Raw genomic sequence first — 21,948 nt, forward strand, 5'->3', positions numbered from 1 at the left:
GGCCCTGGGCATCTCGTCATTGTCTGCAACCAGCGAAAGACCATCCTATGGCCACGCAACTCCTCTTCTATGATACCGCCGTGCCGGTGTCCAGTCAGCGCCACCTGGGGCTGTCGGTGAAGGCCGGGGGCGACTTCGGGTTTGCCCGTAAGGCGCACTCGGTGCCGCTGACGGCGGTCGAGATCGCCCGGGCGGCGGCCGAATACGCGGTGGTGTTCGCCGGTGAGGGCGAGGCGGTCATGCCGGTGGTGATCCTGGGTGTGGAGGCCGGGCACAACCTGTTCGTCAAGGCGGGCGGTGCCTGGGATGGCGCCTATGTCCCCGCCTTCGTGCGCCGCTACCCCTTTGTCTTTGCCGCCAGTGAGGATGGCAAGACCTTTACCCTGTGCATCGACGAGTCCTTCAGCGGCTGTAACCGCGAGGGCCGCGGCGAGCAACTCTTCGATACCGCGGGTGAACGCACCCAATACCTGGAAGGGGTCCTGAATTTCGTCAAGGAGTATCAGGTCCAGCACCAGAATACGCGCGCCTTCTGCAGGCATCTGCAGGACCTGGGTCTCCTGGAGCCCATGCAGGCGCAGTTCAAGCTGCCGGGCGGTGCGCAGCACAACCTCACCGGATTCATGGCGGTGAATCGCGCCCGGTTGAAGGCCGTGGGGCGCGAGGCCCTGGCGGACCTGGCGCTGAGCGACGAACTGGAACTGATCTATCTGCACCTGCACTCACTGCAACACTTCAACCGGATGCTCGAGCGCATCGGGGCCGCCTCGGCCGGGGAGGGCGACGCCGCCCCTGTCACCCACTGAGCCCCGTCAGGTCCGCTGTGTGGACCGCCGCCCCCTCAACCAGCAGAAAGGCCCGGGATAAGCCGGCAGGGCCCAACCAGACTCAGCGCCCGTCGCCCGGCTTGCCCCCCAACTCCGCTGCATCCGTGAGCCCCGCCAAGTCGCTCAACGCGGCGCGGTCCCTGACCGTGACCTGCGCGCCCTGGACCGCCACGACCCCATCCTGGGTCAGTTGCCGGATGACGCGGGAGAAGGTCTCCGGCTGGATCGACAGGCGCGACGCCAGCACCCCCTTGGGGACCTCCAGCACAAATTCCGGCCGGTCTGCCGACACCTGTGCCAGCAGATAGCGCGCGACCCGGCTGGTGGCGCTGTGCAGCGTCAGGTTGTCGATCTCCGCGATCAGACCGCGCAGGCGCCGACTCAATGCCCCCATGACCACGAAACAGGTGTCCACGGATTCGCGTAGCATGGCGGCGAAGGCTGCGGCCTCGATGCCGATCAGTTCCGTCGGCTCCAGGGCCGCGGCACACACCGGATAGCGCGGCGCCTTCAGGAACATCAGGGCCTCGGCGAAGGTCTGCCCCGGCGAGACGATCTCGATGACCTTCTCGACCCCATCCGGCGACAGCCGGAACAGCCGCAGTTGCCCGCGCTCGACGAAATAGAAGCGGCGTGACGGGTCCCCCTGGCGGAACAGCCACTGACCCTCGTCTAAGTGGATGGCAACGGCGTGGCCGGCCACCCGTTCCAGTTGCTCGGTGCTCAACCCCGACAGCAGGGGCGCCTTGCGCAGCAGTTCGATCATGATTCATGGCCTCGTGACACGGTATCGGGCAGTATGCCCGCAAGCGACAGTGACAGGCCAAAGCAGCGCATCCGGTGCTGAGCAAGTGGGTGACGATTCGGTCGGCTTGTCGCGTTGCGCGGGCCGCCGCCCGTCCCCGCCTCCATGACTTTACATAAGAGACATTATCGGCTGTAACGCATCGACACGCAGTTTCCAGCCAGCCAACCATCCCGCTTAGCCAGTACATGTACGAATAATCCTGGTCGGAACCCCCGGCTATTCGCAGCTCAGCTGCATCCGGGGGATGGGCGCCCGACCAGGGCCGGACCACTAATTGCCCGCGCGACTGATCCTGTAGATGGCGTTGTCGGTGAGCGAGACGACGTACAGGTTGCCGTCCGGGCCTTGCTCGATGTCCGTGGTGGTGCCGAAGTTGCTGCCGATCTTCAGGGTCTCGCTCTCCGTGCCCTCGAACTTCTGCGTCCGGAACAGGTTGTCCGCCACTCGGTCGGCCAGGCGCGGGTCAGCGCTGAGGTCGAGATGCAGGCGATCCGCGGTCAGTCTGAAGCGGTAGAGACTGCCGCCATTGGCCCCGACCTGGGCGAATGATCGCGCCGACCCGATCCAGAAGGTCCCGTTATAGTCCACCCCCAGCGTGTCGCCGACGACGAAGGCCGCACCGGAAGGACCGGTCTCATAGCGCCAACTGAAGTCCGGGTCGACATAGGTGGCACCCGAGAGCATGAACATGCGCGCCTGCGCCAGATTGAACCGGTAGGCGGCCCGGGTCGGCGGATACCGGACCTGCTGCAGTGCGTTGCTGAACTGGGTGGTCTCGATGAGCTTCCAGTCGGCAAAGCGGCTGGATGGTCCTGCCAGTTGAATCCAGCCCCCGTTCATCCCGGGCACCACCCGGTTGATCTCGCTGTAGGCATCGTCGGCATTCTCGGTCTCCCACAGGGCGCCGCTCGCGGGATCGAAGGCCATGCCAAAGCCGTTGCGGTGACCGTAGGAGAAGACCTTCTGGAGATTGGCCCCGACCTCTCCGCCGATGGACGCGCCGAGGGCAAAGAACGGATTGTCGGAGGGCGCCGTGCCGTCGGTGTTGAGCCTCAGGATGACACCGGACAGGTGATTGTTGTCAGGTTCGGGACCACCGAAGGTATCGTCTACCTGAGGTGCGGTGAAAAAGGGACCATTGACGAGATTCTGCATCCAGCCGCGACGGCCCTGGTCGCCCATGAAGAGGTACAGTTTACCGTCCGGGCCGAATTTCATCACTCCGCCGTTATGATTACCGGCGGGGGCGACGTTATTGGTCCCGGTATGTCCGGGCACGGCGATGTTGTCGGTCTGCAGGGCGCGCAGTCGGATCAGATTGTTCGCGAACACCAGGCTGGTGCCGTCCCACAGGAACCGGTCGACCCGATTGCCCAGCAGCGGCACCTCAGTCGTCACCGTCGAGTCGGCACTGGTGCTGCTCTCGGTCCAACGGATGTAGACAGACGGATCGTCCGGGAAACCAGGGCTCAGGACCAGGCTCAGCAGCCCCCGCTCGGAGGCCGCATTGACCGGGAGATCGAGCACCGGCGCGGCCTGGAGGGCGCCGCCGATGACACGCTTGATCCGGCCCGTGGCCTTTTCGAGGACCAGGAAGTCGTCGGCATCGAGAAAGACGATCCCGATGGGCTGGGAGAGACCGATATTGACGACGGTGGTGACCACGAGATTCGGGTCCAGCAGGGTCGGGGGATCCGTATCGGCTTGAACCGGGCTCAACGGTCCGAGCGACAGGCCGGCGGCGATCAGGAGGGAAGCGGCGACGCGCCTTGGGATCCGCCGCGGCCAGGTCCAGCCTGGCCGGGTCGCAGGGGACGCGTGCTGCCGCAGTCCTGGTTCAGGGGTCTTGCGGCGTCGGCTGTCCGGACCGCCCCGGGACCGGACAACGCGATGGCGCCGGCGCACCCCGAGCGCGGCGACGGCCGCTGCGAACAGGCTCAGGGTTCCAGGGGCCGGGAGTTCGTCCAGACTCACGTTGTCCACCCCGAGTTGGAACCCCTGGATGTTGTCGGTTTCAGCAAAACGCAGACGCAAGGTCTGGCCGGCATGAGCGGCGAAGAGGGCGCTCAGGTCGAAGACATAGGGTGTGTAGCCCGACACCAGCGGGTCGCCGACGGCGCTCTGCACCAGATTCAACACGACATCGCCGGCCGCGATGCTGAACGGGTCCCCACCGACCGTCATGATATCTACCCGGGCCTGCTGATTGAGGGTGGCAGCGCCGGTTTGACTGGTCAGGTCGAAGGCGAGGGAGCCGGAGGGCGGGGTGGCAAACTGGGTCGCGCGATTGCCGATAAAGAGGTCGAAACGCAGTACCGCGCCGAGCGCGCCGACCACGAAATCCTGGTAAAGCAGATGGCTGCCGGGACCCTCGGCATCGGTCATCGCGGCCTGGTTGCCGCCCGGGGGCGCCGGCGTCGTCTCCAGACCCAGCGGACTTAAGGTTCCGCTCTGAACCGCAAAGGTGCCCTCGCTGCCGAGCTGATCGACCCTGGTCCAGGCGGCAAACCCCGCCTCGAAACCGCCGTTCGCAATGAGCGAGGCAGGTGCGGGAAGGACGGTCGTCAGGCATAACAGTCCTGCCGCGATTGCCGCTGTCCTGGGGTAGGGCATCTGTTTCACACTGGTGTCTCCTCGTCTGTCTTGTTGGTCGCTTCGATCGCTGGATGACGATCGCTCGATGAACGGGCATGGCCCAGCGGCGCCAAGTCATGCAAACGGTGAAAAGCCCGCGCGGGCCGCCGACGAATTTTTCCGCGATGCCCTACTGAAACACTCGGCTTTGTCTCGTGACTATAGCGCGGGTCGATTGGAAAGCAAGTACGCCGTTGTCCCCGGTCCGGCCGATCCTGCTGCGGCCCAACGGCCTCCGCCTTGTTTAGCAAAGGATATCGACCCGTTGAGCCGACCATCGCGGCGGCTTAGCGCCCGGATAACGACCCGGAGGATAATCCGGGTTAAGGTGTCGGGGTCTGAGTCGAAGGAACGGCTGCCGGCCTGGTCGGGACCGGCCGGCTCTTAGACCGCTTGACGTAAGGGAAAAAGGTGCTGAAATGCTCGCAGCTTCGGACCCCCAGGCCGTGTGGGCTTGGGGGCCGCCTGTGAAACCGTGATTTGAAGGTGATGAAGATGACGAAGACTGAACTGGTGGAGCGGATCGCAAAGGACCTGACCACCGCGGAGGACGCCGACCAAGGGCGCCGGTTGTTGTTGGCCCGCGAGACCGGGGGGTGGCGGCTCGGGTACTGTGCACCGAGCTACACGGGTGCCTGGGGCCCGGGACAGACCCCGGCCGAGTGGGTGGTCCTGGACTGGCTGACGGCAGAGGATGATCCCGTGACCTGGCTCAACCTCGCCCTGGGGGCGGCCGAGGCCCTGGCGATTCGGCGGCTGGCCATCAAGGCGGCCGGGGCGACCCCGGCCGAGGTCCTGGTGGTGGTCGCCGAGCAACCGCGGGTGGTGGTGGTATGAGCCCCCTACCCCATCCCGGCGGTCGCCGCGACGGCGCCCCGGGGGACGCTCGATGACCAAGACCGACTGCCTCACCGCCGCCATGCTGACGGTGGGTCAACGCCATAGCGCGCGGTTGCGCTTCACCCGGGAGCAGGTCGATACCTACTGCGCCCTGACCGGCGATGCCAATGCGATCCACCGGGACCTGGAGGCGGCGCGCCGCCGCTTCCCGGGGGTGACGGACATCGTGGTGCCCGGGGGGCTGATCCAGAGCACCGTCTCAGGCCTCTTCGGCACCCGCTTCCCGGGCGACGGCGCGCTCGGGCTGTCCTTTGTGCCCGAGCGCTTTCGCAAGCCGGTCCTCCCGGGTGAGGAGGTGGTCGTAACCTTCGAGATCACCCGCATCAAGGGTGCGATCATCGACATCGACCTGGCCGTCACGGACGCACAGGGCGCGCGTCTGACCAATGGCCAGGCCCGGGTCCTGGCGCCGGACGAGGGCTATCGGCAGTGGTGGGAGACGCAGCAGAGCGGTTGCGTGGATTGACGAACATGGGCAGCAGCAAGTCCGCGGCCGTTGATCCGGCTCGGCGTTCGCTGCCCACCTGCCGCGCCTGGTGCGGTTTGAATGCGCCGGACGCGGGGTCGGCCGTACGCCCGGCGGCAGTTGCGCCGCCTGGCCTCGCGCTTCACAGATTGACCAAGGCCCCGAGTTCGACCACCCGGTTGGGCGGCAGGCCAAAATAGGCCGCCGGATTACTGGCATTACGAAACATGCCGATAAACATCTTTTGTCGCCAGATGGCCATTGGGATGCCCCGCGACGGCACCAGGGTCTCGCGGCCGAGGAAGAAGGTCGTCGTTTCCGGATCGCAGGGGATGCCCCAGCGCTGCCAGGCTGCGATGACATCCGGCACCTTGGGTGTATCCATGAAACCGATCTCCATCCGCGACTGATAGAAGCGGGCGTTGACCTGCTCGATCCGCACCCGCCGCTCCGGTGCGACATAGGGTTGGCTCGATACCGCTACGTTCAGAATGATCACGCGTTCGTGCAGACAGCGATAGTGCTTCAGACTGTGCAGCAGGGAGTGCGGCACCTGGCCCAGGCGGCCCGTCAGGAAGACCGCGGTGCCCGACACGGTCGGGATGCCTTCCGCTTCAATCAGCGGCACGAAGAGCGCAAGCGACATATTATCGCGGGCCTGGTGCTCGACCAGGAGTGCCCGGCCGCGCCGCCAGGTACTCATCGGGATGAAGACCAGTGCGCCGATCACCAGCGGGAGCCAGCCCCCATCGCTGAACTTGGGCAGGTTCGCCCCAAAGAAGGCCAGGTCGATCACCAGGAAGATGCCGAGCACCAGGAAGGTCCGGGCCGGGCCCCAGCGCCACCGCCGCCGCGCCACGACGAAGGCCAGGACGGTGGTGATGCTCATGGTGCCGGTCACCGCGATACCGTAGGCGGCGGCCAATGATTGTGAACTGCCGAAGCTCAGCACCAGCACCACCACGGCGACGAAGAGCGCCCAGTTGATGACAGGGACATAGATCTGGCCACGCGTCTCATGGGAGGTGTGCAGAATGGACATACGCGGCAGATAGCCGAGTTGGATCGCCTGGCGGGTGAGCGAAAAGGTCCCGGAGATCACCGCCTGCGAGGCGATGACGGTGGCCACCGTGGCCAGCACCACCAGCGGCAACAGCGCCCAGCCCGGCGCCAGCCGGAAAAAGGGGTTGTCGACCGCCTCCGGATGGGCCAGCAGCAGTGCCCCTTGGCCAAAATAGTTCAGCACCAGGGCCGGGAACACCACGACCGTCCAGGCCAGCCGCACCGGGGCCCGGCCGAAATGACCCATGTCCGCATACAGCGCCTCGATCCCGGTGATCGCCAGCACCGCGGACCCGAGTGAGAAGAACGCGAGCAGGGGGTGGCCCGCGAAAAACTTGACGGCATAGAGGGGTGACATGGCGGCGAGCACGCCGGGTTCCCCGGCAATGGCGGCAATACCCAAGGCGCCGATGCTCAGAAACCAGACCGCCATAATGGGTCCGAACCAGTTCCCCATCTGTCCAGTGCCGCGTCGCTGGACGGCGAAGAGTCCGAGGAGGATCACCAGCGTCAAGGGTATCACCCAATCGTCCAAACCCGGGGTGACCATCTCCAGTCCCTCGACCGCCGACAGGACCGAGATGGCCGGGGTGATGATCCCCTCGCCACAGAACAGTGCGGCGCCGAGCAGGCCCAGCACGATCAGGCGTTGACCCACGGGCTGATTCGCCAGGCGTCGCTGCACCAGCGCAATCAGGGCCATGATGCCGCCCTCACCGCGGTTGTCGGCGCGCAGGATCAGCGTCACGTATTTCAGCGAAACCACGATCACCAAGGACCAAAACACCAGCGACAGCACGCCCAGGACGTTTTCGGAATCCACCGGGACGGGATGGCGATCGTTGGCGAATACGGCATGCATGGCATACAGGGGGCTGGTCCCGATGTCGCCGTAGACGACGCCCAGGGCCGCCAGAGACAAGGCGGGCAAGCGCCCACGCGGCGCTGCTTGGCCATTCAGTGAGAGGCTCATTGACAAGGACAGATTCCATAAGCGAGCAAGGCTTTGCCTCGCGAGGTTGGCGGGTCGGGCCGCGGATCTGTGCGGGCCGCCACGCTCAGGCGCCCCGCCCCCGCTCGGATGGTCCCGTGCGGCGTCTGCCCCATGCGGCGACCGGGCGGTTGTTTTTTCGACGCGTTTTCCACCAGGAGCGCGGTCAGCCAAGGCTGCAAGGTGGCGGGCGACGGGCCCTGGATCGGCGCCATGGGACGCCCGTCTGCTGAGGTTAGCCAAATTCCAGGCGCAACTCCACTGGAAATCCTCACCGTCTGACGTTAGCCTGGGGCGGCCTTAATCATAACTGCGGCCAGCTGCCCTTGCGGCAACCCGTCGCGGCCTGGGGGCCGCTCCTACACCGTAGGAGCGGCCCCCAGGCCGCGACGGATGTCACCCGCAGAGGCGGCCGGAATGATGATCGAGGCCCCCGGGGCCACCCATCACAGCGAGATTGCGCCATGTCCGACCACACCAACTGCGTCTTCTGCGGCATCGTGCGGGGCGACATCCCGGCGATCAGGGTGCATGAGGACGCAGCGACCTTAGCCTTCATGGATATCCGGCCGGCCAGTCCCGGTCATACCCTGGTGATCCCAAAGATTCATGCGCCGGATTTATTGGCCATCTCCGAGGCCGACCTGTGCGCCGTAACGATCGTCGCGCAGCGCATTGCCCGGGCAGTGCACCAGGCGCTGGCCCCCGATGGCATCCGCATCATGCAGACCAACGGCGCCGCCGCCGGCCAGACCGTGTTCCACTATCATGTCCACATCATCCCGATGCAGGACGGGCAGCGGGTCGGTACCCATGGTCACGAGCACGCGCAGCCGGAACAGATCAAGGCGCTGGCGGCAAGAATTGCCGCTGCCCTGAAATCGTGACCGGCAGCTTTTCCACCAAGGCACACCGCAATCAACAGCGCAAAGGGGTCCCAGGCAGACTCCCCTGCCTGCGCGTGGAAGTCGGCAGCGCCTAACTCCAACGGCATTGGGGTAGCTCCGTGCGCCAGCGGACAGAGCACAGGCGACATCGAAGGGCGGTGCGCCTGATCCACAGCGGGGCGACCCTGGCCAGCGGCGGCTTCGCCGGCATCGGCTTCCCGGAGGGCCTGGCCATCGCTCTGGAGGAGCGCTTCAAGGAGACCGGCGAGCCGCGCGACCTGACCCTGATGTATGCCGCCGCCCAGGGCGACGGCGGCGAGCGCGGGCTCAACCACCTGGCGCACGAGGGCCTCTTGCGGCGCATCGTCGGCGGGCACTGGGGTCTGGCCCCCAAACTCGGCAAGATGGCGGTGGCGGGCCAGGTCGAGGCCTACAACCTGCCGCAGGGGGTCATCTCGCACTGGTTCCGGGAGGTGGCCGCCAAACGGTTCGGGGTCTTCTCGCGGATCGGGCTCGGCACCTTCGTCGACCCCCGCAACGGCGGCGGCAAGCTCAACGCCCGCACCACGGAAGACCTCGTGGAGCTGATGACCATCCACGGGGAGGAGTGTCTCTTCTACCCGGCCCGACCGGTCGACGTCGCCCTGCTGCGCGGCACCACGGCGGACGCGGACGGCAACATCACCATGGAGAAGGAGGCCCTGTTCCTGGAGTCGCTCGCCATCGCCGGCGCCGTCCACAACTCGGGGGGGCTGGTGATCGTCCAGGTGGAGCGACTCGCCCAACGCGGCACCCTGCCGGCCAAGGCGGTGAAGATTCCCGGCGTGCTCGTGAACTGCGTGGTGGTCGCCGAGGACCCGGAGCACAACTGGCAGACCCTCTCCACCCCCTATGACCCCGCCTTCGCCGGGGAGGTGCGGGTGCCGATGCAGTCCATCGCCCCCATGCCGCTCGGCGTGCGCAAGGTCATCGCCCGGCGCGCCGCCTTTGAGCTGCGGCCCAACAGCGTCGTCAACTTAGGCATCGGCATGCCGGAGGGGGTGGCCAACGTGGCCAACGAGGAGCAGGTCCTGGAACTGCTGACCCTCACCACCGAGCCCGGGACCATCGGCGGTCTGCCCGCCGGGGGGGCCAACTTCGGCGCCGCCACCAATCCCCAGGCGATCCTCGACCAGCCGTCGCAGTTCGACTTCTATGACGGCGGCGGGCTTGATCTCGCCTGTCTGGGTATGGCCCAGACCGACCGCGAGGGCAACGTCAACGTCAGCCGGTTCGGCCCCAAGCTGGCCGGGGCCGGGGGCTTCATCAACATCAGCCAGTGCGCCAAGACGCTGATCTTCGTCGGCACCTTCACCGCCGGCAAGTCCCGCATCGAGATCGCCGACGGGCAACTGCGGATCATCGAGGACGGCCCGGCGGTCAAGTTCGTCGACCAGGTCGAGCACCGCACCTACAGCGGCGCCTATGCCGCCGCCAAGGGCCAGCCGGTGCTCTACGTCACCGAGCGCTGCGTCTTGCGCCTGCGCCCGCAGGGCCTGGAGTTGATCGAGATCGCCCCCGGGGTCGATCTGGAACGCGACATCCTGGCCCGCATGGACTTTCGGCCCATCATGGAGCGCCCGCCCCGCCTCATGGACGAGCGTCTCTTCCGGCCCGAGCCGATGGGCCTGCGCAACGACCTGCTCGGTGTCACCATCGATGAGCGCCTGAGCTACAACCCGCGCGAGAACCTGTTCTTCTTCAACTGTGAGCGCCTGGCCATCCACAGCAGCGCCGACATCGAGTCCGCCCGTACCGCCATCACCGCCCGCCTCGCCCCCCTGGGCCATAAGGTGGACGTCATCGTCAACTATGACCACTTCAGCATCCGCCCCGACCTCGAAGGGGAGTACATCGCCATGGTCGCGGACCTGTGCGAGCGCTATTACGCCAGGGTCACGCGCTATACCACCAGCACCTTCATGTTGCTGAAGCTCGGCCGCGCACTGTCCCAGCGCAATGTCGCGCCGCACATCTATGAAAGCCAGGCGGAGGCGCGGGCGCATCTGCAGGGCGGTGGGGGCTGAGGCGGCAGGAGGGCGCGCTGTGCGCATCTGGTCCAGGCCGCCGAGCCGGACGAAACATGAGGGACCTGCCTTCAGCGCGGGCACCAGCGGCCTTGGGCGGTTCTTGGGTCCGGGTCCGAGCAGAGAGGTGACGCCAGTCGGTGCGCTTGGTCGGAAAGGCGCAGTGGATCAGCGCGACATCCACCTCGGCGTCCTCCCAGACGACGAGGCGACGGCCCCGTCGGGCAGGAAAGCCTCAGTCTTGGAACTGGCGAGTCGTGTCCATTCGTTTGTGCAGGACACGAACAACCAAGATGCGGTCACCGACGGTGCGGTAGAAGAAACGTGGCTCTGGTGGCCGAAGCGCCGGTAGCCCGGGCGAATCTCATCCGCCGTGCTACCCATGCCCGGATTCTCGCCCAAGAGGCCGAGGCAGCGATTGAGCGACTCGAAATACCGTTCGGTCTGGATGGGGCCAAAATCGACGATCGAGCGGTCGAGGATCTCCTCGAGGTCCTGCGCCGCTGCCTGCGAAAGCTCATACATCGAGTCCGTGCCGCACCTTCACAGTGTTCCAGATCTCGACGAGCGTCCGCTGGCAGGGACCACTGGCCTCGCCCGCGACCAGGGCCGCGATCAGGGTCTCTCGGCAATCCTGATATTCCTGATCGCGACGAATCAGGTCCAGGACATAATCGCCGGCATTGCGGTATTGGCCGTTCGTGATTTGCGCCTCGACCCACAGCCGTAAGGGGTCGGGCAGGGACAGGTTCATGGTTGCCATCGGTGGTACCTCCTGCTGCAAAGATGACATAGCTTGCCGATTTTTCCAACCGTTGAGATCGGAAGGAACGGCCGGCGGGCACCGGTCCATCACCAAGGGCAGCCCGGCGGCCAAGTTCGTCGCGTGGGTCGAGCACCGCACCTACAGCGGCGCCTTGGTCGCCGCCAAGGGCCAGCCGGTGCTCTACGTCACCGAGCGCTGCGTCTTGCGGCTGCGCCCGCAGGGCCTGGAGTTGATCGAGATCGCCCCCGGGGTCGATCTGGAACGCGACATCCTGGCCCGCATGGACTTTCGGCCCCTCATGGAGCGCCCGCCCCGCATCATGGACGAGCGTCTCTTCCGGCCCGAGGCGATGGGCATCCGCAACGAACTCCTCGGTGTCGCCATTGAGGAGCGGCTGATCTACAACGCGCAGGAGGACCTGTTCTTCGTCAACTGCGAGCGCCTGGCCATCCACACCAGCGCCGACATCGAGTCCGCCCGCGCCGCCATCACCGCCCGCCTCGCCCCCCTGGGCCATAAGGTGCACGCCATCGTCAACCACATAAACAGGCTTGATGGCCCTGGCTTGTTGTCCATCATTTTGCAATGCCAAAGGTGGCATGCTCGCCGAATTGATCGGCCTGAATCACCAACTCGGGTCGTGGCTTGCCGAAGTCGCTCAGCATGGCGATGGTCACAAAGTCCCCCCGCATCATGCCGTCCAACCGCCCACATCCGCCAAGGCTTCATCCATGAGTCGCTGCATATCCGTGTCGGCCAGGTCCGCCTGAGCGGCAATCAGAGACTGGCAGCGGCACTCTTCCGCAAAGCCTGGGCGGCGCGTATCAGGCACCCAGACTTGCACCGGGCGAAGTCCTTCCATACGCAAGGCATCGCGATGCTTTTGAACACGGGCGTTCAAGGAAAAAGCTGCCATCGCAAATCTCCTGTTCTCTCGTCACGCCAAACGGTATAGTCAACAAGAAAGTTACATCCCACGCCTTTTAGCGACTTCCATGCCACCGCTTCGCCGCCCTAACGCCCTCGTCCTTTACCCCTGCGCTGTGCTGCTCGACATCCTGCAAGACCCACTCCCGAGGGACGATGGGAGTGCCGACCATTCCACCGCGTTCTGGCCGGCGCGCGTCCGCAGGGCCTCAAAATAAGCCCGGTCAGCGTGCGCCGCGGGGACGGAGTCGACGCCGTCCCGGAGCAAGCTGCGCAGTCGCAGTCGCGTGATGACCTGGCCCCTGCCGCCGCGACGAGCCTCTGCCCGGGCGGGGTGACGACCACCTGGTCAAGCTCGCGCAAGCGCATCTTCAGCTATTTCCCCTTTCCTCCAGGAGTCTGGCGGGGAGTGCCATCAGAACTGTACTTCGTGTTACGTCCCCTATTTCGCGCTATTTCGAAACCCGGATCGCATTGAGGGGCGGTAGCACCTCCCCACACCAGCCCTCAATATCTACCATGGTTGGCGTGTACCATGATTTCTGGCGACGCGCCTCCGGATGAACCACCGGTGTGGAGTCAAGCCGAAGCAACCAGATGTGAAGGTTCTCCCTTCGGGCTCGCCGGAGGGCTTCCAAAAGCTCAATGAAGCAGTGCGGACTCAGGGCAAAATGTTGACTCCAGAAGATCGCACAAACCTGCGATTCGCGCATCCTCTGGTGGATGACGGCACTCACGTCGCGACCGGGCGCCTGAGGTTTATCCCCGAAGACTGCGGCAATGCCTCTTCGCTCGAGATGCTCGGCGACGCACTCAGCTGCCGCTGAGTCTTTGGCAGCCCGGCTAAGGAAAACGCTTCGGAGGTCGGACGGTTGTCCGGCCCTCGACAGGGCGACCGCGCGAATTAGATCCGGCAAGTCCTCGATCCCGTTGCGCCGCAGGAGACTCTCCGCGATCCCCAAAACCTCAAAGTGCTCCCTGTTGCGCTCGTAGGCAGCACCAGCGGCGCCGCGCCAGTGCGCAAACGGTAAGACGTGGACGCCTCGAGCTTCGGCGAGCTGCAGAAGGACACTTGTGCTCCGGCCTTCCGCTCCACCCAGGGCAACGACGGCGTCGGAATATTCGAGTGCCTGCAGCTGGCAGTAGAGCCATGTCTCCGGGCTGAACTCGCCGTTGCCGACAACGGGATACCAGTTGCGTTCGACCGCAATCCTGTCGTTGTCAAGCGCGTTCGGAAATCTGTCATCGTTCCTCTTTGTCTCCTCCCCCTCGGGCATGAACAGGTGCACGGCCCCCGCCCGGTCATCGCCAGCATATCCCATGGCAACATGATAGTCGGCAGACTCGTCCCATGGGTTGCAGATGAGTAGCGTTACCCGACACTCGGCGAGATGACGGCCGAGGGTGTGGCATGCGCCGATTACCGCCTGTTTGATCGCCTCAGTGGCGTTTTCCGGTGCAGCACCGATGAAGAGCACAGATTCGACGGGAAGCGAGTTTTCGCTCGAGGTCGGGGGGGGTATGCGCGCGACTATGTAGCCTGCGCTGCCCCAGAGGTCGATATCTGGAATTGCATTGAGCGAACTGTGCTTCTCCTTAATCTCAATCCTTGTCCAATGGGCTGCGCTCGCGAAGTCGACCACCTTGCGTCCGGGCGGGACGCAAGCGCCAGTGCGAATGGCCGTCGTCAGGTAGTGCGTCAAGAGCCCGCCCTTTCCACGCAGTTCCCATGCTTGGCCGGCGCGCGCAGCGCAGACAATTAGACTTCCTTCGTTCTTTCTGTTCCGGGTCTGAATGCTCGGGTTGCTGAGGATGACGCCCGCGTGGCAACAGTCGAGGACCATCACCCATTCGGCGATCTGTCGTTCCGCAAACATCGAAACGACTTCAATCGGTGATATCGCAGACTGAGGCGACTCCGGAAGGCTGTCGGAGCACAGGAGACGCAGTTCCGATTCTGCTACCTGAACACCGTGACCGATGAAATAGAACACCGCAAATGAATCGGGACCGAGACGGTTGAGAAACGCTTCGAATTCCTCCCTGATCGCCCGCGCTTCCACGTCGCAAAACCGTCTGGAGTTCTTGCTGCTTATGAGACCGGTGCCCGATCGGGAGCGGATGCAGACCTGCCAAACTGACTGGATGTCAGGTTCAACGGAGGGCAGCGCGGGCAAACCATCCCATTTGGTCTTGGATGTGCCAAACAGGAACAATCCCGATTTCCGGCCGGCAGTCATGACCTCGCGCCATACATCTGCTGCACCGTGGCGATGTCCCCGGCAGAGAGTCGGGTATTCATGGCGACGGACTTGCCGTTCCGAAGCCACCGGCCGGGAAGTGCGTATATCATGATCGATTCGGGGTCAAATGGCGTCGTCATGACATCCGGAGTAGCCAGGCGCTGAAGCACGTTTCGTCGTATCTCGGACTCAGTCCAAAAGTAGGGCGGCCCCGCCAAGTCCTTGATGACTTGGTGCTCAATGAGTTCGATTGCTGCACAAGGGTGCTGATGTTCGTGGTTCAGTCCGAGCGCATGACCGAACTCGTGGAGCACGGTCGGCGCTTCGACTGTGGCCAAGTTCATGGACACATTGGAGTAGCCGAGCTGGTTGCTTGCGCTGTCGGTGCCGAGATATGACCAGTCGCCTAGGGACGGATCAAATCCAACGCGAATCTCCGCATCGAAGTCGGCACTTTCTCGAAGTTCTATGGATGCGCACACTCCCCACGCGTTCGCCCATTCGATAACCCTCGCGTGGTTTGCAGGTTTGCCGCCTACGAATCTAACGCGCAAGACGAGGCTACCTTGAGCAACCCGGGGCCACATGAGACCGGGATGCGCTACGCCGCGCCCCAACCTGCCGGCCGGAATCGAATTCAAGGTTGGGACGCTGAAACGGCGTGGGGGAAAGCTCACAGCAAATCTCCAATCAAACGCTCGCCGCAGTGTACACGAAGGCGCGGTGACGTGGTGGGCTGTCGCCTATCATCGCTGCGGATCAATTTCGTCCGCCACGGGGGGCCCCGTACTTCGGAGATTCCACGAGGCTTCTTCGGGGCGGGCTCGGGCTGTACCCGACCGCAACAAGGGTAAGGCTCAATGGGACGCCAGAGAGCCGCAATGACTTCCCAGCCGTTCAACGCAACCTCGATATTGTTGGCGAGGACTACCACGACGCTGGTCAGAATACCGGGGGCAGATCCTGAGGTATCCCCACGAAATATTTCGCTAGATCAGTTGTATGCATAATCGATGGCGGCCTTATATATCTGGCAGAACCCGAAAACCCGCGGGTCTTAGCTGACCCGCTGATTGTTCGATCGCGTTCGTAAGGATACCTCAGGGATAGGCCACAGTTTCCTGCTTTTCTTGCGGCAACGCAAGAATCCGCCGTCGGACCCGCGAATTCCGGGATCGGGGCCGCGGGTGCCGATCCGAGCCACGTCAAGGTCGCGAGTCGCGGCACGTTCGCGTCCTTCGATCGGCCCGCCTCGATCTCCTCGCGCACCGCGTTAAGAATTAATACATCGTCAAACAGCATCGGCAGCAGGCCCTCCTGGCCGATTGCGAGCAACGCGATCATCGGCGATGCGTTGATGACGACTCGCTCAGGCATTGCCCGTTTCGTCCTCGTCCAGGTCTTCCTGGAACGGCGAAACGCCGAGTCGCGACAGGCCGTGCATGAATTCCAACCGCGACAGCCCCGCGATCTCGGCGCCGCGCTCCTGAGAGACCAGACCGAGTTCGTACCACTTCGCGGCCGCCGCCATCCGCAACTCGGATTCCATCTCGCGCGGGTCCTTGCGCAACGCCGCAAAGGCGCCGTCCGGCAGGTCGAAGGCGATCATCGTCATGACAACACCTCGGGCTGGTCAGTGGGAGTTCCGGGTGGGATTCGTCTCGCACGGCAATTGTTCAAGCAGGGCGTTGCCGACCGGAATCTCTCGGCCAAGCTCTCGGTATGCCACGACCATCTCATGCAGGGCGTCGCGGAGCATGGCCCGGCATTCTTCGAGATTGGCGGCTTCGGTGACGATCTCCGGCCAGTCGATCAACTGACCCATGTATCCGCCGTCAAAGCAGGTGTATTTTGCAGTGTAAGTTTGCAGCATTGCGGTTGGCTCTGGTCGGAACTAGGCAGCGGAACGCTGCTGACGGTTGCGGAATCGTTGGTCTTCGCAGCCGGCCGCTGCGCGCTCGCAGATCAATCGCCGCGGGCTAGCGGTGATGAAGGCCTGGCTGACGCGTGCCGAAGTCGCTCGGCAAGGCAATGCCCTGGACGAATGCTGTGGATAGACCACAGTTTCCTGCTTTTCTGTCGGCCACACAAGAAACCGTGGTCGCGGGCCTGGTCGAGAAGCCGGAGCGACAGGTCCGGCACGCGGGCGAGCAGCAGCCGTTCGCGCTCGACCTTCTCGCGCAGCCGCCGCATCTGGCGTTGCAGGGCCTTGAGGAAAAAGGTCAGCCACGGCGTCCAAGCGGGGGCCGCGGTGCGGATGGTCCCCTGGGTCCGACGCAACGCGAGGTAGTAACCCTCCTTGCTCTGCTCGATGACGCTCTCAAGCGAACTGTAGGGCACATAGGCATAGCCGGCACGCAGCAGGAGCAAGGTGGTCAGGACCCGGCTCAGGCGGCCATTGCCGTCCTGGAAGGGATGGATCTCCAGGTATCCGGGAGGGAAGCGGATGGCGCTCATTCGCCGCGCATCAGTGCGCCGAGTGCTCGCTGCGCCGCGGTGAGGACGATTGGTTCTTGCAGCGCTTGCCGGAACGCCTGCTGTTCGGCCGGGGTCAACGCAATGATCTGCTGCTCCGCGGCCTGAATCTCACGACGCGCCTGGGCGACCACGACCGAGCGTACATAGTCGCTGACGCTGACGTGGCGCAGTTGGGCCGCCCGCGCGACGAAGCTCTTGCTGTCGGGGTCGAGACGGACCATGAGGCTGGTGGACGCGTTGGCCATGTAAGATGTCGCCGTGCTGAGGGTGGGAGCGCGAAATGTATAGCGCTGTGCATACGATGCAATGACTGGTCTGCCGGGCTGTGGGCAGCGAGAGGCTTCCTGGCGTCCTGCGCCCCCGGGTCCTTGCCGGCCCCGCGCGGCTAAGGGCGCGCCGCCTCCAGCACCAGGTCCGCCACGCCCGGGTAGTCGCCGTCGAAGTGGTGGTCGCCGGACACCTTGTGGACCCTGATGCCGAGCCCGGTCAGGTCGGGGCACAGGCTCTCCTCCTCGTCCTCGCCGTAGACGCAGAGGCCGCGGGTCCAGGCCAGGGCCTGCAACTGCGGCAGGACCGGCAGGGCCTCGGCGCCGCGCCCGGTGTTGAGCCAGTCGGTGAGGTGGAACTCGAACATGGCGGTGCGGCCCAGACCCAGGAAGGCGGCCAGCGCCACTCGCGGGCGGAGATCCGCGGGCAGGCCGTTGGTCATGAAGGGCAGCGCATCGGCGCCGAAGGAGTAGCCGATCAGGATCACCCGTTCCTTGTGCCAGGCGTCCAGATAGTGGCGAATGACCTGGCCCAGGTCTTCGGCCGCCGCGGCCGGGGTGCGGGCCTTCCAGAAATAGCTCAGTGAGTCCCAGCCGACGGTGCTGATCCCCTTGGTGGCCAGTTGCGCGGTCACGCCGCGGTCCAGTGCGGCCCAGCCGCCGTCGCCGGAGAGCATGACGGCGAAGGTCTTGGGGTCCTCCTTGGCGGCGCGGACCTCGATCAGGGGCAGGCCGGCGATCTCCGCGTCGGCCGCGACCGGGGCGATCTGGTCGGGGATGCCCGGGTCCAGCCATTGCAAGAGCGAGGCGAGCGGGCTCAATGCCCCGCCGGCGGCCCCGGCAGGCGGTGGGGCCGGATTGGCGCCGGGGGGCGCACCGCCGGCCGCCCGGGCATTGGCGATCGGATTGGTGAACCCGGCAGCCGCGGGACAGGCGGCATCGGCCGCGCCGTCGAACAGGAACCAGGCGGCGGGCACCCCGGCCGCGGGCAGGAGCTTGTCCCCCTGGACCAGGGCGTCGGTGAGCCCCTCGCGCCGACAGGCCGGCAGCGTCAGCGGCCAGCGCGGGCAGAAGCCCCGGGTGAGCGCGGCGTGAAAGCGGTGCGCGGGCGATTGCAGGAGGGCGACATAGACCAGGGCGGCGCCTTCAGACTCCCCCAGCAGGGTGGGCAGCGCGTCCTTGGGCAGGGTCTCGCGTTCACCCACCCAGTGGGCCAGGCCGTTCAGGTCCGCCCCCAGGTCCCGGCACTGGGCCGGTGGTCCCGCCGTCGGTGCCTGGTCGGACCAGGCGAGCCCAGCGACCAGGTGCCCCTGCGCGGCGACCTCCAGCGCGGTGGCCGCCGCCTGCGGACCCCAGCCCCCCGCCTCGGGGAGATACAGCACCAGCCCCTTGGGCGCGCCCTGGGGGCGCACCAGGTGGACGCTGCCGTAGGGGCTGGCGACGGTTTCCTCCACGACCTCGGCGAGCCCCGCGGGGGCAAACAGTAAGGCAAGCAGCAGGCCCAGGAGGTTGCGGGCGGCGAACAGGCGGCTGACGGAGAACATAGGGGTTGTGCCCTCTTACGGGTCTTGTCGTGATGGGAACTGCGGGAGTCTGCATCGCCCGCGCTTACTACAGGAGTCGAGCCGCGGCCCTGTGGGAGCGGCTTCAGCCGCGCTGCGAGGCCGCGGTAGCCGGCGACGTTGCGGCAGCCTGCGAGGCCTCGTCGCGGCTGAAGCCGCTCCCACAGGCACTCTCATTTTCCGGGGCGGCTGATATCCCGACCATGGCCTGTCGCTGGAAACTTTCCCCCTTTCAAAGCCCGCATCGCAGCACGGCCATGTCGCGGGTTCGCCCCGCCCGCCACCAACGCGCCGATCGCCTGTGGGTAGGCCGAGCGATGCGGGCTAGGACTTGATTAAGATCTGCCGATACCCCCCGGCCACCAGCGCGGCGATATCCACCAGCAAGGTCGGCAGCGGCCGATACAGCGGATAGGCAATATAGCGGCTCTGCCAGACCGGATGGAACTTCTCCTTGAAACTGCGCAGGCCCTTGTAGTTGTAGAGACGGGTGCCGGAGTCATAGGCCAGCCGGGCAATGCGCTCGTCCGGGCGGGCATAGCGGCTCTTGCCCACGCCGCTTAAGGGGGCCATCCCCAGGTTGAACCAAGTGTAGCCCTCCTGCCGCGCGCCTTCGATCATGCGCGTGAAGAGGAAGTCCATGGTCCCCGCGGGCGCGTCGGGCAGGTGCCGCATCAGGTCCACGCCCAGTTCCAACCGGTCGCGATAGGACGGGGTCAGGCTCGCGAAGGCAATGATGCGGCTGCCCTGGCGGACCACATAGAGGGGTGCCCGGGCCAGGTAGCCCTGGTCGAAGGCGCCGAGTGAGAAGCCCTTTTCGCCCCCGCCCCGCTCCTGCAGCCAGGCATCGGAGACGGCCTTGAGCGCCGCCCAGGTGACATCGTCCCAGGGTGGTTCCAGGCGCTCCGCGCTCAGACCGTCGCGGATGGCGCGGTTGACCCCGGTCCTGAGGGTCTGGTTGCGGCGGCCGGTGAGGGTGAAGTCTGCCGCCGCGACCAGCCCCATCTCCCCGGCCTTGAACAGGGCAAAGCCGGCGTCGTGGTAGAGGTGCAGGTGCTCGTGGGCGACCTCGTAGAACACCGGGTCCAGGTCATGGCGATCGGCCAGGTCACGAAACTCCAGGACCGCCGGCCCATAGGCCGCCGCGTCCCCGAGCGGGTCCCCCAGGGCGACCAGACGGCCGCGGACGCGCTGGTATTGGATCAGACAGCGACCCTGCGCCGCGTACAGCAGGTGCTTGTCCCCCATGAACAGCAGATGGGCGAAGGTGCCGCCGCCGTGCTCACCCAGCCAGACCCGCGCCTGGGCCAGGGCGGCGTCATCGGTCACGGGGAATACGGGCCGCGGCATCCGGAAGAGACCCCAGGCGAGCCAGCCCGCCAGGGCCACGATCGCGAGCGGCAGGGAGCGCAGGTAACGCGCCGCCTGCAGGTGCGGTTGCGACTGGAACCAGAGCTCGCGCCAGGTGAAGTCTTCCCCATCCACCCAGGGACCGAGCAGGACAAAGGCCGTGACGCTGACCAGCAGGGCCAGGAGCCAAAGCAGATTGCGCCGACTCAGGAAGGGGTAGGAGAGGCGATAAAAGGCGTCCCGGCGCAGCCACAAGAGCCCCGCCACCGCGAGCAGGAACAGGCCCTGACCCGGGGCCGCGCCCTTGAGCAGACTCAGGAGGGCCCCGACCACCAGCAGCGGCATGGTCACCAGATAGACGCTGCGCACCTGCTGGTCGATCCCCCGGGACAGGGCGATCAGCAGCACCCCCACCCCCACCGAGAGGAAGTGGGACAGTTCCAGGGCCGGCAGGGGCAGTACCAGGAGTAGCCGCTCGACCCGATCCTCCAGGGACGGCAGCGCGGCGGAGGCCAGCAGCATCAGCCCGGTGGCTAAGATCAGCAGGCCCAGCAGGCGCACCCCCAGGGAGGCGATGAAATTCAGGATCAGGCGCAGCAGACCGAGCAGCGGATTGTTCTGCCACAGGCGGGCGAGCCGGCTGACGGCCGGTGCCGCGGGGCGGGCCAAGAGCCCGGTGCCGAGGGTGAGCCCGATCAGCCAGGGCACCAGATAATAGACCAGGCGGAACACCAGGAGCCCGGCCGCCGCGGTCGCCGGGGACACCCGCAGGCGGGTGAGCATCACCAGCAGTGCGGCATCGAAGACCCCGATTCCCCCCGGGACCAGGCTCAGCACCCCCAGGGTCGCCGCGAAGGTGAAGGCGGCCAGGAAGGCGCCCGGGTTCAGGTGGGCGCCGCAGGCGAGCAGGCAACACCAGGCGACCAGCATCGCCAGGAGCCAGTCCAGCACCGAGATCGCCACCAGCGTGAGCCCCCCGCCCAGACCGAGGCGGGCGGTCCCGCTCAGCACCCGGTGCAGGACCGCCCGGTTCGCCGCCAGCGTCAGGAACACCGGCAGATAGGCGGCATAGGCGAGCAGGACGCTCAGTACCGCCCAGCGCGGCAGGACCCCCGGTACCAGGTTGGTGCGGCCCAGGGCCAGCGCCGCCAGTACCAGCACCGAGAGCCCGACCGGCACCGCCAACATGATCACCCCGGAGTAGAGCGAGGCGACCCGGGTCGCCACCCCGTCGCGGGTGAGCAGCAGGATGCGGATGCCCGAGCCCGCGAGCCCCGAAAGCCCGATCAGGTTGTTGGTGGTATTGGCGACCCAACTGTAGCGGACCAGGCGGTCCCAGGTCAGGTTGACCTTGAGCCAGCGGGCCATCCACCAGTCGTAGAGGACCATCTCGAAGACCGCCGCCAGGGCCAGGGCCTGGAGCCCCAGGAGCGCGACCCAGGGGATGCGGCGCAAGGCGGCTCGCAGCGTGTGAAAGTCGAACCCCTTGACCTCATACCAGGCGACCAGCGCGGTCACGACCACCAGCAGCGGCGGCACCCCGCGGCGCAGCCAGGCGAGCAGCACGGCGGCGCGGCGGTTGGGATTGGCCGACGCCGCGGCGCCCGCGGCGGCGGGGTCCAGGGTCTTGAGTGGACGGGTCATGGTGACCTCGGGCGGGCCGCCCGTGCGTCGACGATGAAGGTGACTGCGGTAATGCTCCCATGCCCGGGCGG

General features: G+C 65.9%; 19 protein-coding genes and 2 pseudogenes. 5 read left to right on the forward strand and 16 right to left on the reverse strand.

Annotated elements, in window-relative coordinates:
* The first annotated feature begins 47 nt into the window (after positions 1-47).
* Positions 48-806 carry a SapC family protein gene (locus THSYN_RS31845; protein WP_100923090.1) on the forward strand — a complete coding sequence of 253 codons (759 nt, stop codon included), beginning with the start codon at positions 48-50 and terminating at the stop codon, positions 804-806.
* Between the two features lie 82 nt (positions 807-888).
* Here the strand turns inward: THSYN_RS31845 and THSYN_RS31850 are convergent, their stop codons facing one another.
* Both THSYN_RS31850 and THSYN_RS31855 read right to left on the reverse strand, forming a co-directional pair.
* Positions 889-1,593 (reverse strand): Crp/Fnr family transcriptional regulator, encoded by a 705-nt coding sequence (locus THSYN_RS31850; RefSeq protein WP_100923091.1) that lies wholly within the window; start codon positions 1,591-1,593, stop codon positions 889-891.
* Positions 1,594-1,905: 312 nt separating this feature from the next.
* Positions 1,906-4,248, reverse strand: a complete 2,343-nt coding sequence (locus tag THSYN_RS31855; RefSeq protein WP_236849083.1) for a PQQ-dependent sugar dehydrogenase — start codon at positions 4,246-4,248, stop codon at positions 1,906-1,908.
* A 516-nt stretch (positions 4,249-4,764) separates the two neighbouring features.
* On the opposite strand from THSYN_RS31855, the gene THSYN_RS31860 reads away from it, so the two are divergent.
* Both THSYN_RS31860 and THSYN_RS31865 read left to right on the forward strand, forming a co-directional pair.
* The gene (locus tag THSYN_RS31860; RefSeq protein ID WP_157818085.1) at positions 4,765-5,106 is read left to right on the forward strand and encodes a hypothetical protein; all 342 of its coding nucleotides are present in this window, start codon (positions 4,765-4,767) and stop codon (positions 5,104-5,106) included.
* 52 nt (positions 5,107-5,158) lie between these two features.
* Positions 5,159-5,635, forward strand: a complete 477-nt coding sequence (locus tag THSYN_RS31865) for a MaoC family dehydratase (protein ID WP_100923094.1) — start codon at positions 5,159-5,161, stop codon at positions 5,633-5,635.
* Between the two features lie 142 nt (positions 5,636-5,777).
* On the opposite strand, the gene THSYN_RS31870 is transcribed toward THSYN_RS31865, so the two are convergent.
* Positions 5,778-7,670, reverse strand: coding sequence for a potassium transporter Kup (locus THSYN_RS31870; protein ID WP_100923095.1), 1,893 nt, complete (start codon positions 7,668-7,670; stop codon positions 5,778-5,780).
* Between the two features lie 482 nt (positions 7,671-8,152).
* Here THSYN_RS31870 and THSYN_RS31875 point away from each other — a divergent pair, with 482 nt between their 5' ends.
* Together THSYN_RS31875 and THSYN_RS31880 are read left to right on the forward strand one after the other, a co-directional pair.
* The gene (locus THSYN_RS31875; RefSeq protein WP_100923096.1) at positions 8,153-8,575 is read left to right on the forward strand and encodes an HIT family protein; all 423 of its coding nucleotides are present in this window, start codon (positions 8,153-8,155) and stop codon (positions 8,573-8,575) included.
* Positions 8,576-8,694: 119 nt separating this feature from the next.
* A complete protein-coding gene (locus THSYN_RS31880; RefSeq protein ID WP_100923097.1) occupies positions 8,695-10,641 on the forward strand; it encodes an acyl CoA:acetate/3-ketoacid CoA transferase in 1,947 nt (648 codons plus the stop codon).
* A gap of 168 nt (positions 10,642-10,809) precedes the next feature.
* Here THSYN_RS31880 and THSYN_RS31885 read toward each other — a convergent pair whose 3' ends face one another.
* The 13 genes and pseudogenes from THSYN_RS31885 to mprF all read right to left on the reverse strand — a co-directional run bounded on the left by THSYN_RS31885 (position 10,810) and on the right by mprF (position 21,877).
* Entirely contained in the window at positions 10,810-11,166 is a 357-nt protein-coding gene (locus tag THSYN_RS31885) for a type II toxin-antitoxin system RelE/ParE family toxin (protein ID WP_100923098.1), read from the reverse strand.
* Positions 11,159-11,404, reverse strand: a complete 246-nt coding sequence (locus THSYN_RS31890) for a type II toxin-antitoxin system ParD family antitoxin (protein WP_100923099.1) — start codon at positions 11,402-11,404, stop codon at positions 11,159-11,161. The genes THSYN_RS31885 and THSYN_RS31890 overlap by 8 nt, the downstream gene beginning before the upstream one ends.
* Before the next feature lie 596 nt (positions 11,405-12,000).
* Positions 12,001-12,102 (reverse strand): annotated as a pseudogene (locus THSYN_RS31900) (type II toxin-antitoxin system PemK/MazF family toxin); the annotation flags it as partial.
* A complete protein-coding gene (locus tag THSYN_RS31905; protein ID WP_100923101.1) occupies positions 12,099-12,323 on the reverse strand; it encodes an antitoxin MazE family protein in 225 nt (74 codons plus the stop codon). The gene THSYN_RS31905 and the pseudogene THSYN_RS31900, both read right to left, overlap by 4 nt.
* 463 nt (positions 12,324-12,786) lie before the next feature.
* Positions 12,787-14,550: a TIR domain-containing protein gene (locus THSYN_RS31915; RefSeq protein WP_172965419.1), complete on the reverse strand. Its 1,764-nt coding sequence runs from the start codon at positions 14,548-14,550 to the stop codon at positions 12,787-12,789.
* Positions 14,551-14,570: 20 nt separating this feature from the next.
* A complete protein-coding gene (locus tag THSYN_RS31920; RefSeq protein ID WP_157818086.1) occupies positions 14,571-15,059 on the reverse strand; it encodes a M12 family metallopeptidase in 489 nt (162 codons plus the stop codon).
* 460 nt (positions 15,060-15,519) lie between these two features.
* A complete protein-coding gene (locus THSYN_RS37620; protein ID WP_472297479.1) occupies positions 15,520-15,954 on the reverse strand; it encodes a PIN domain-containing protein in 435 nt (144 codons plus the stop codon).
* Entirely contained in the window at positions 15,947-16,192 is a 246-nt protein-coding gene (locus tag THSYN_RS31925) for a UPF0175 family protein (protein ID WP_100923104.1), read from the reverse strand. Before THSYN_RS31925 ends, THSYN_RS37620 begins: the two co-directional genes overlap by 8 nt.
* An 18-nt stretch (positions 16,193-16,210) precedes the next feature.
* Positions 16,211-16,450: a type II toxin-antitoxin system HicB family antitoxin gene (locus tag THSYN_RS31930; protein WP_100923105.1), complete on the reverse strand. Its 240-nt coding sequence runs from the start codon at positions 16,448-16,450 to the stop codon at positions 16,211-16,213.
* A 92-nt stretch (positions 16,451-16,542) separates the two neighbouring features.
* Positions 16,543-17,007 (reverse strand): annotated as a pseudogene (locus tag THSYN_RS31935) (Fic family protein); the annotation flags it as partial.
* A 23-nt stretch (positions 17,008-17,030) separates the two neighbouring features.
* The gene (locus THSYN_RS31940) at positions 17,031-17,300 is read right to left on the reverse strand and encodes a type II toxin-antitoxin system TacA family antitoxin (protein ID WP_100923106.1); all 270 of its coding nucleotides are present in this window, start codon (positions 17,298-17,300) and stop codon (positions 17,031-17,033) included.
* A 140-nt stretch (positions 17,301-17,440) separates the two neighbouring features.
* A complete protein-coding gene (locus THSYN_RS31945) occupies positions 17,441-18,865 on the reverse strand; it encodes a virulence factor family protein (RefSeq protein WP_100923107.1) in 1,425 nt (474 codons plus the stop codon).
* Between the two features lie 342 nt (positions 18,866-19,207).
* Positions 19,208-21,877: a bifunctional lysylphosphatidylglycerol flippase/synthetase MprF gene (gene mprF / locus THSYN_RS31950; protein ID WP_100923108.1), complete on the reverse strand. Its 2,670-nt coding sequence runs from the start codon at positions 21,875-21,877 to the stop codon at positions 19,208-19,210.
* Between the last annotated feature and the right edge of the window lie 71 nt (positions 21,878-21,948).

The organism is Candidatus Thiodictyon syntrophicum (assembly GCF_002813775.1).
GTDB lineage: Bacteria > Pseudomonadota > Gammaproteobacteria > Chromatiales > Chromatiaceae > Thiodictyon > Thiodictyon syntrophicum.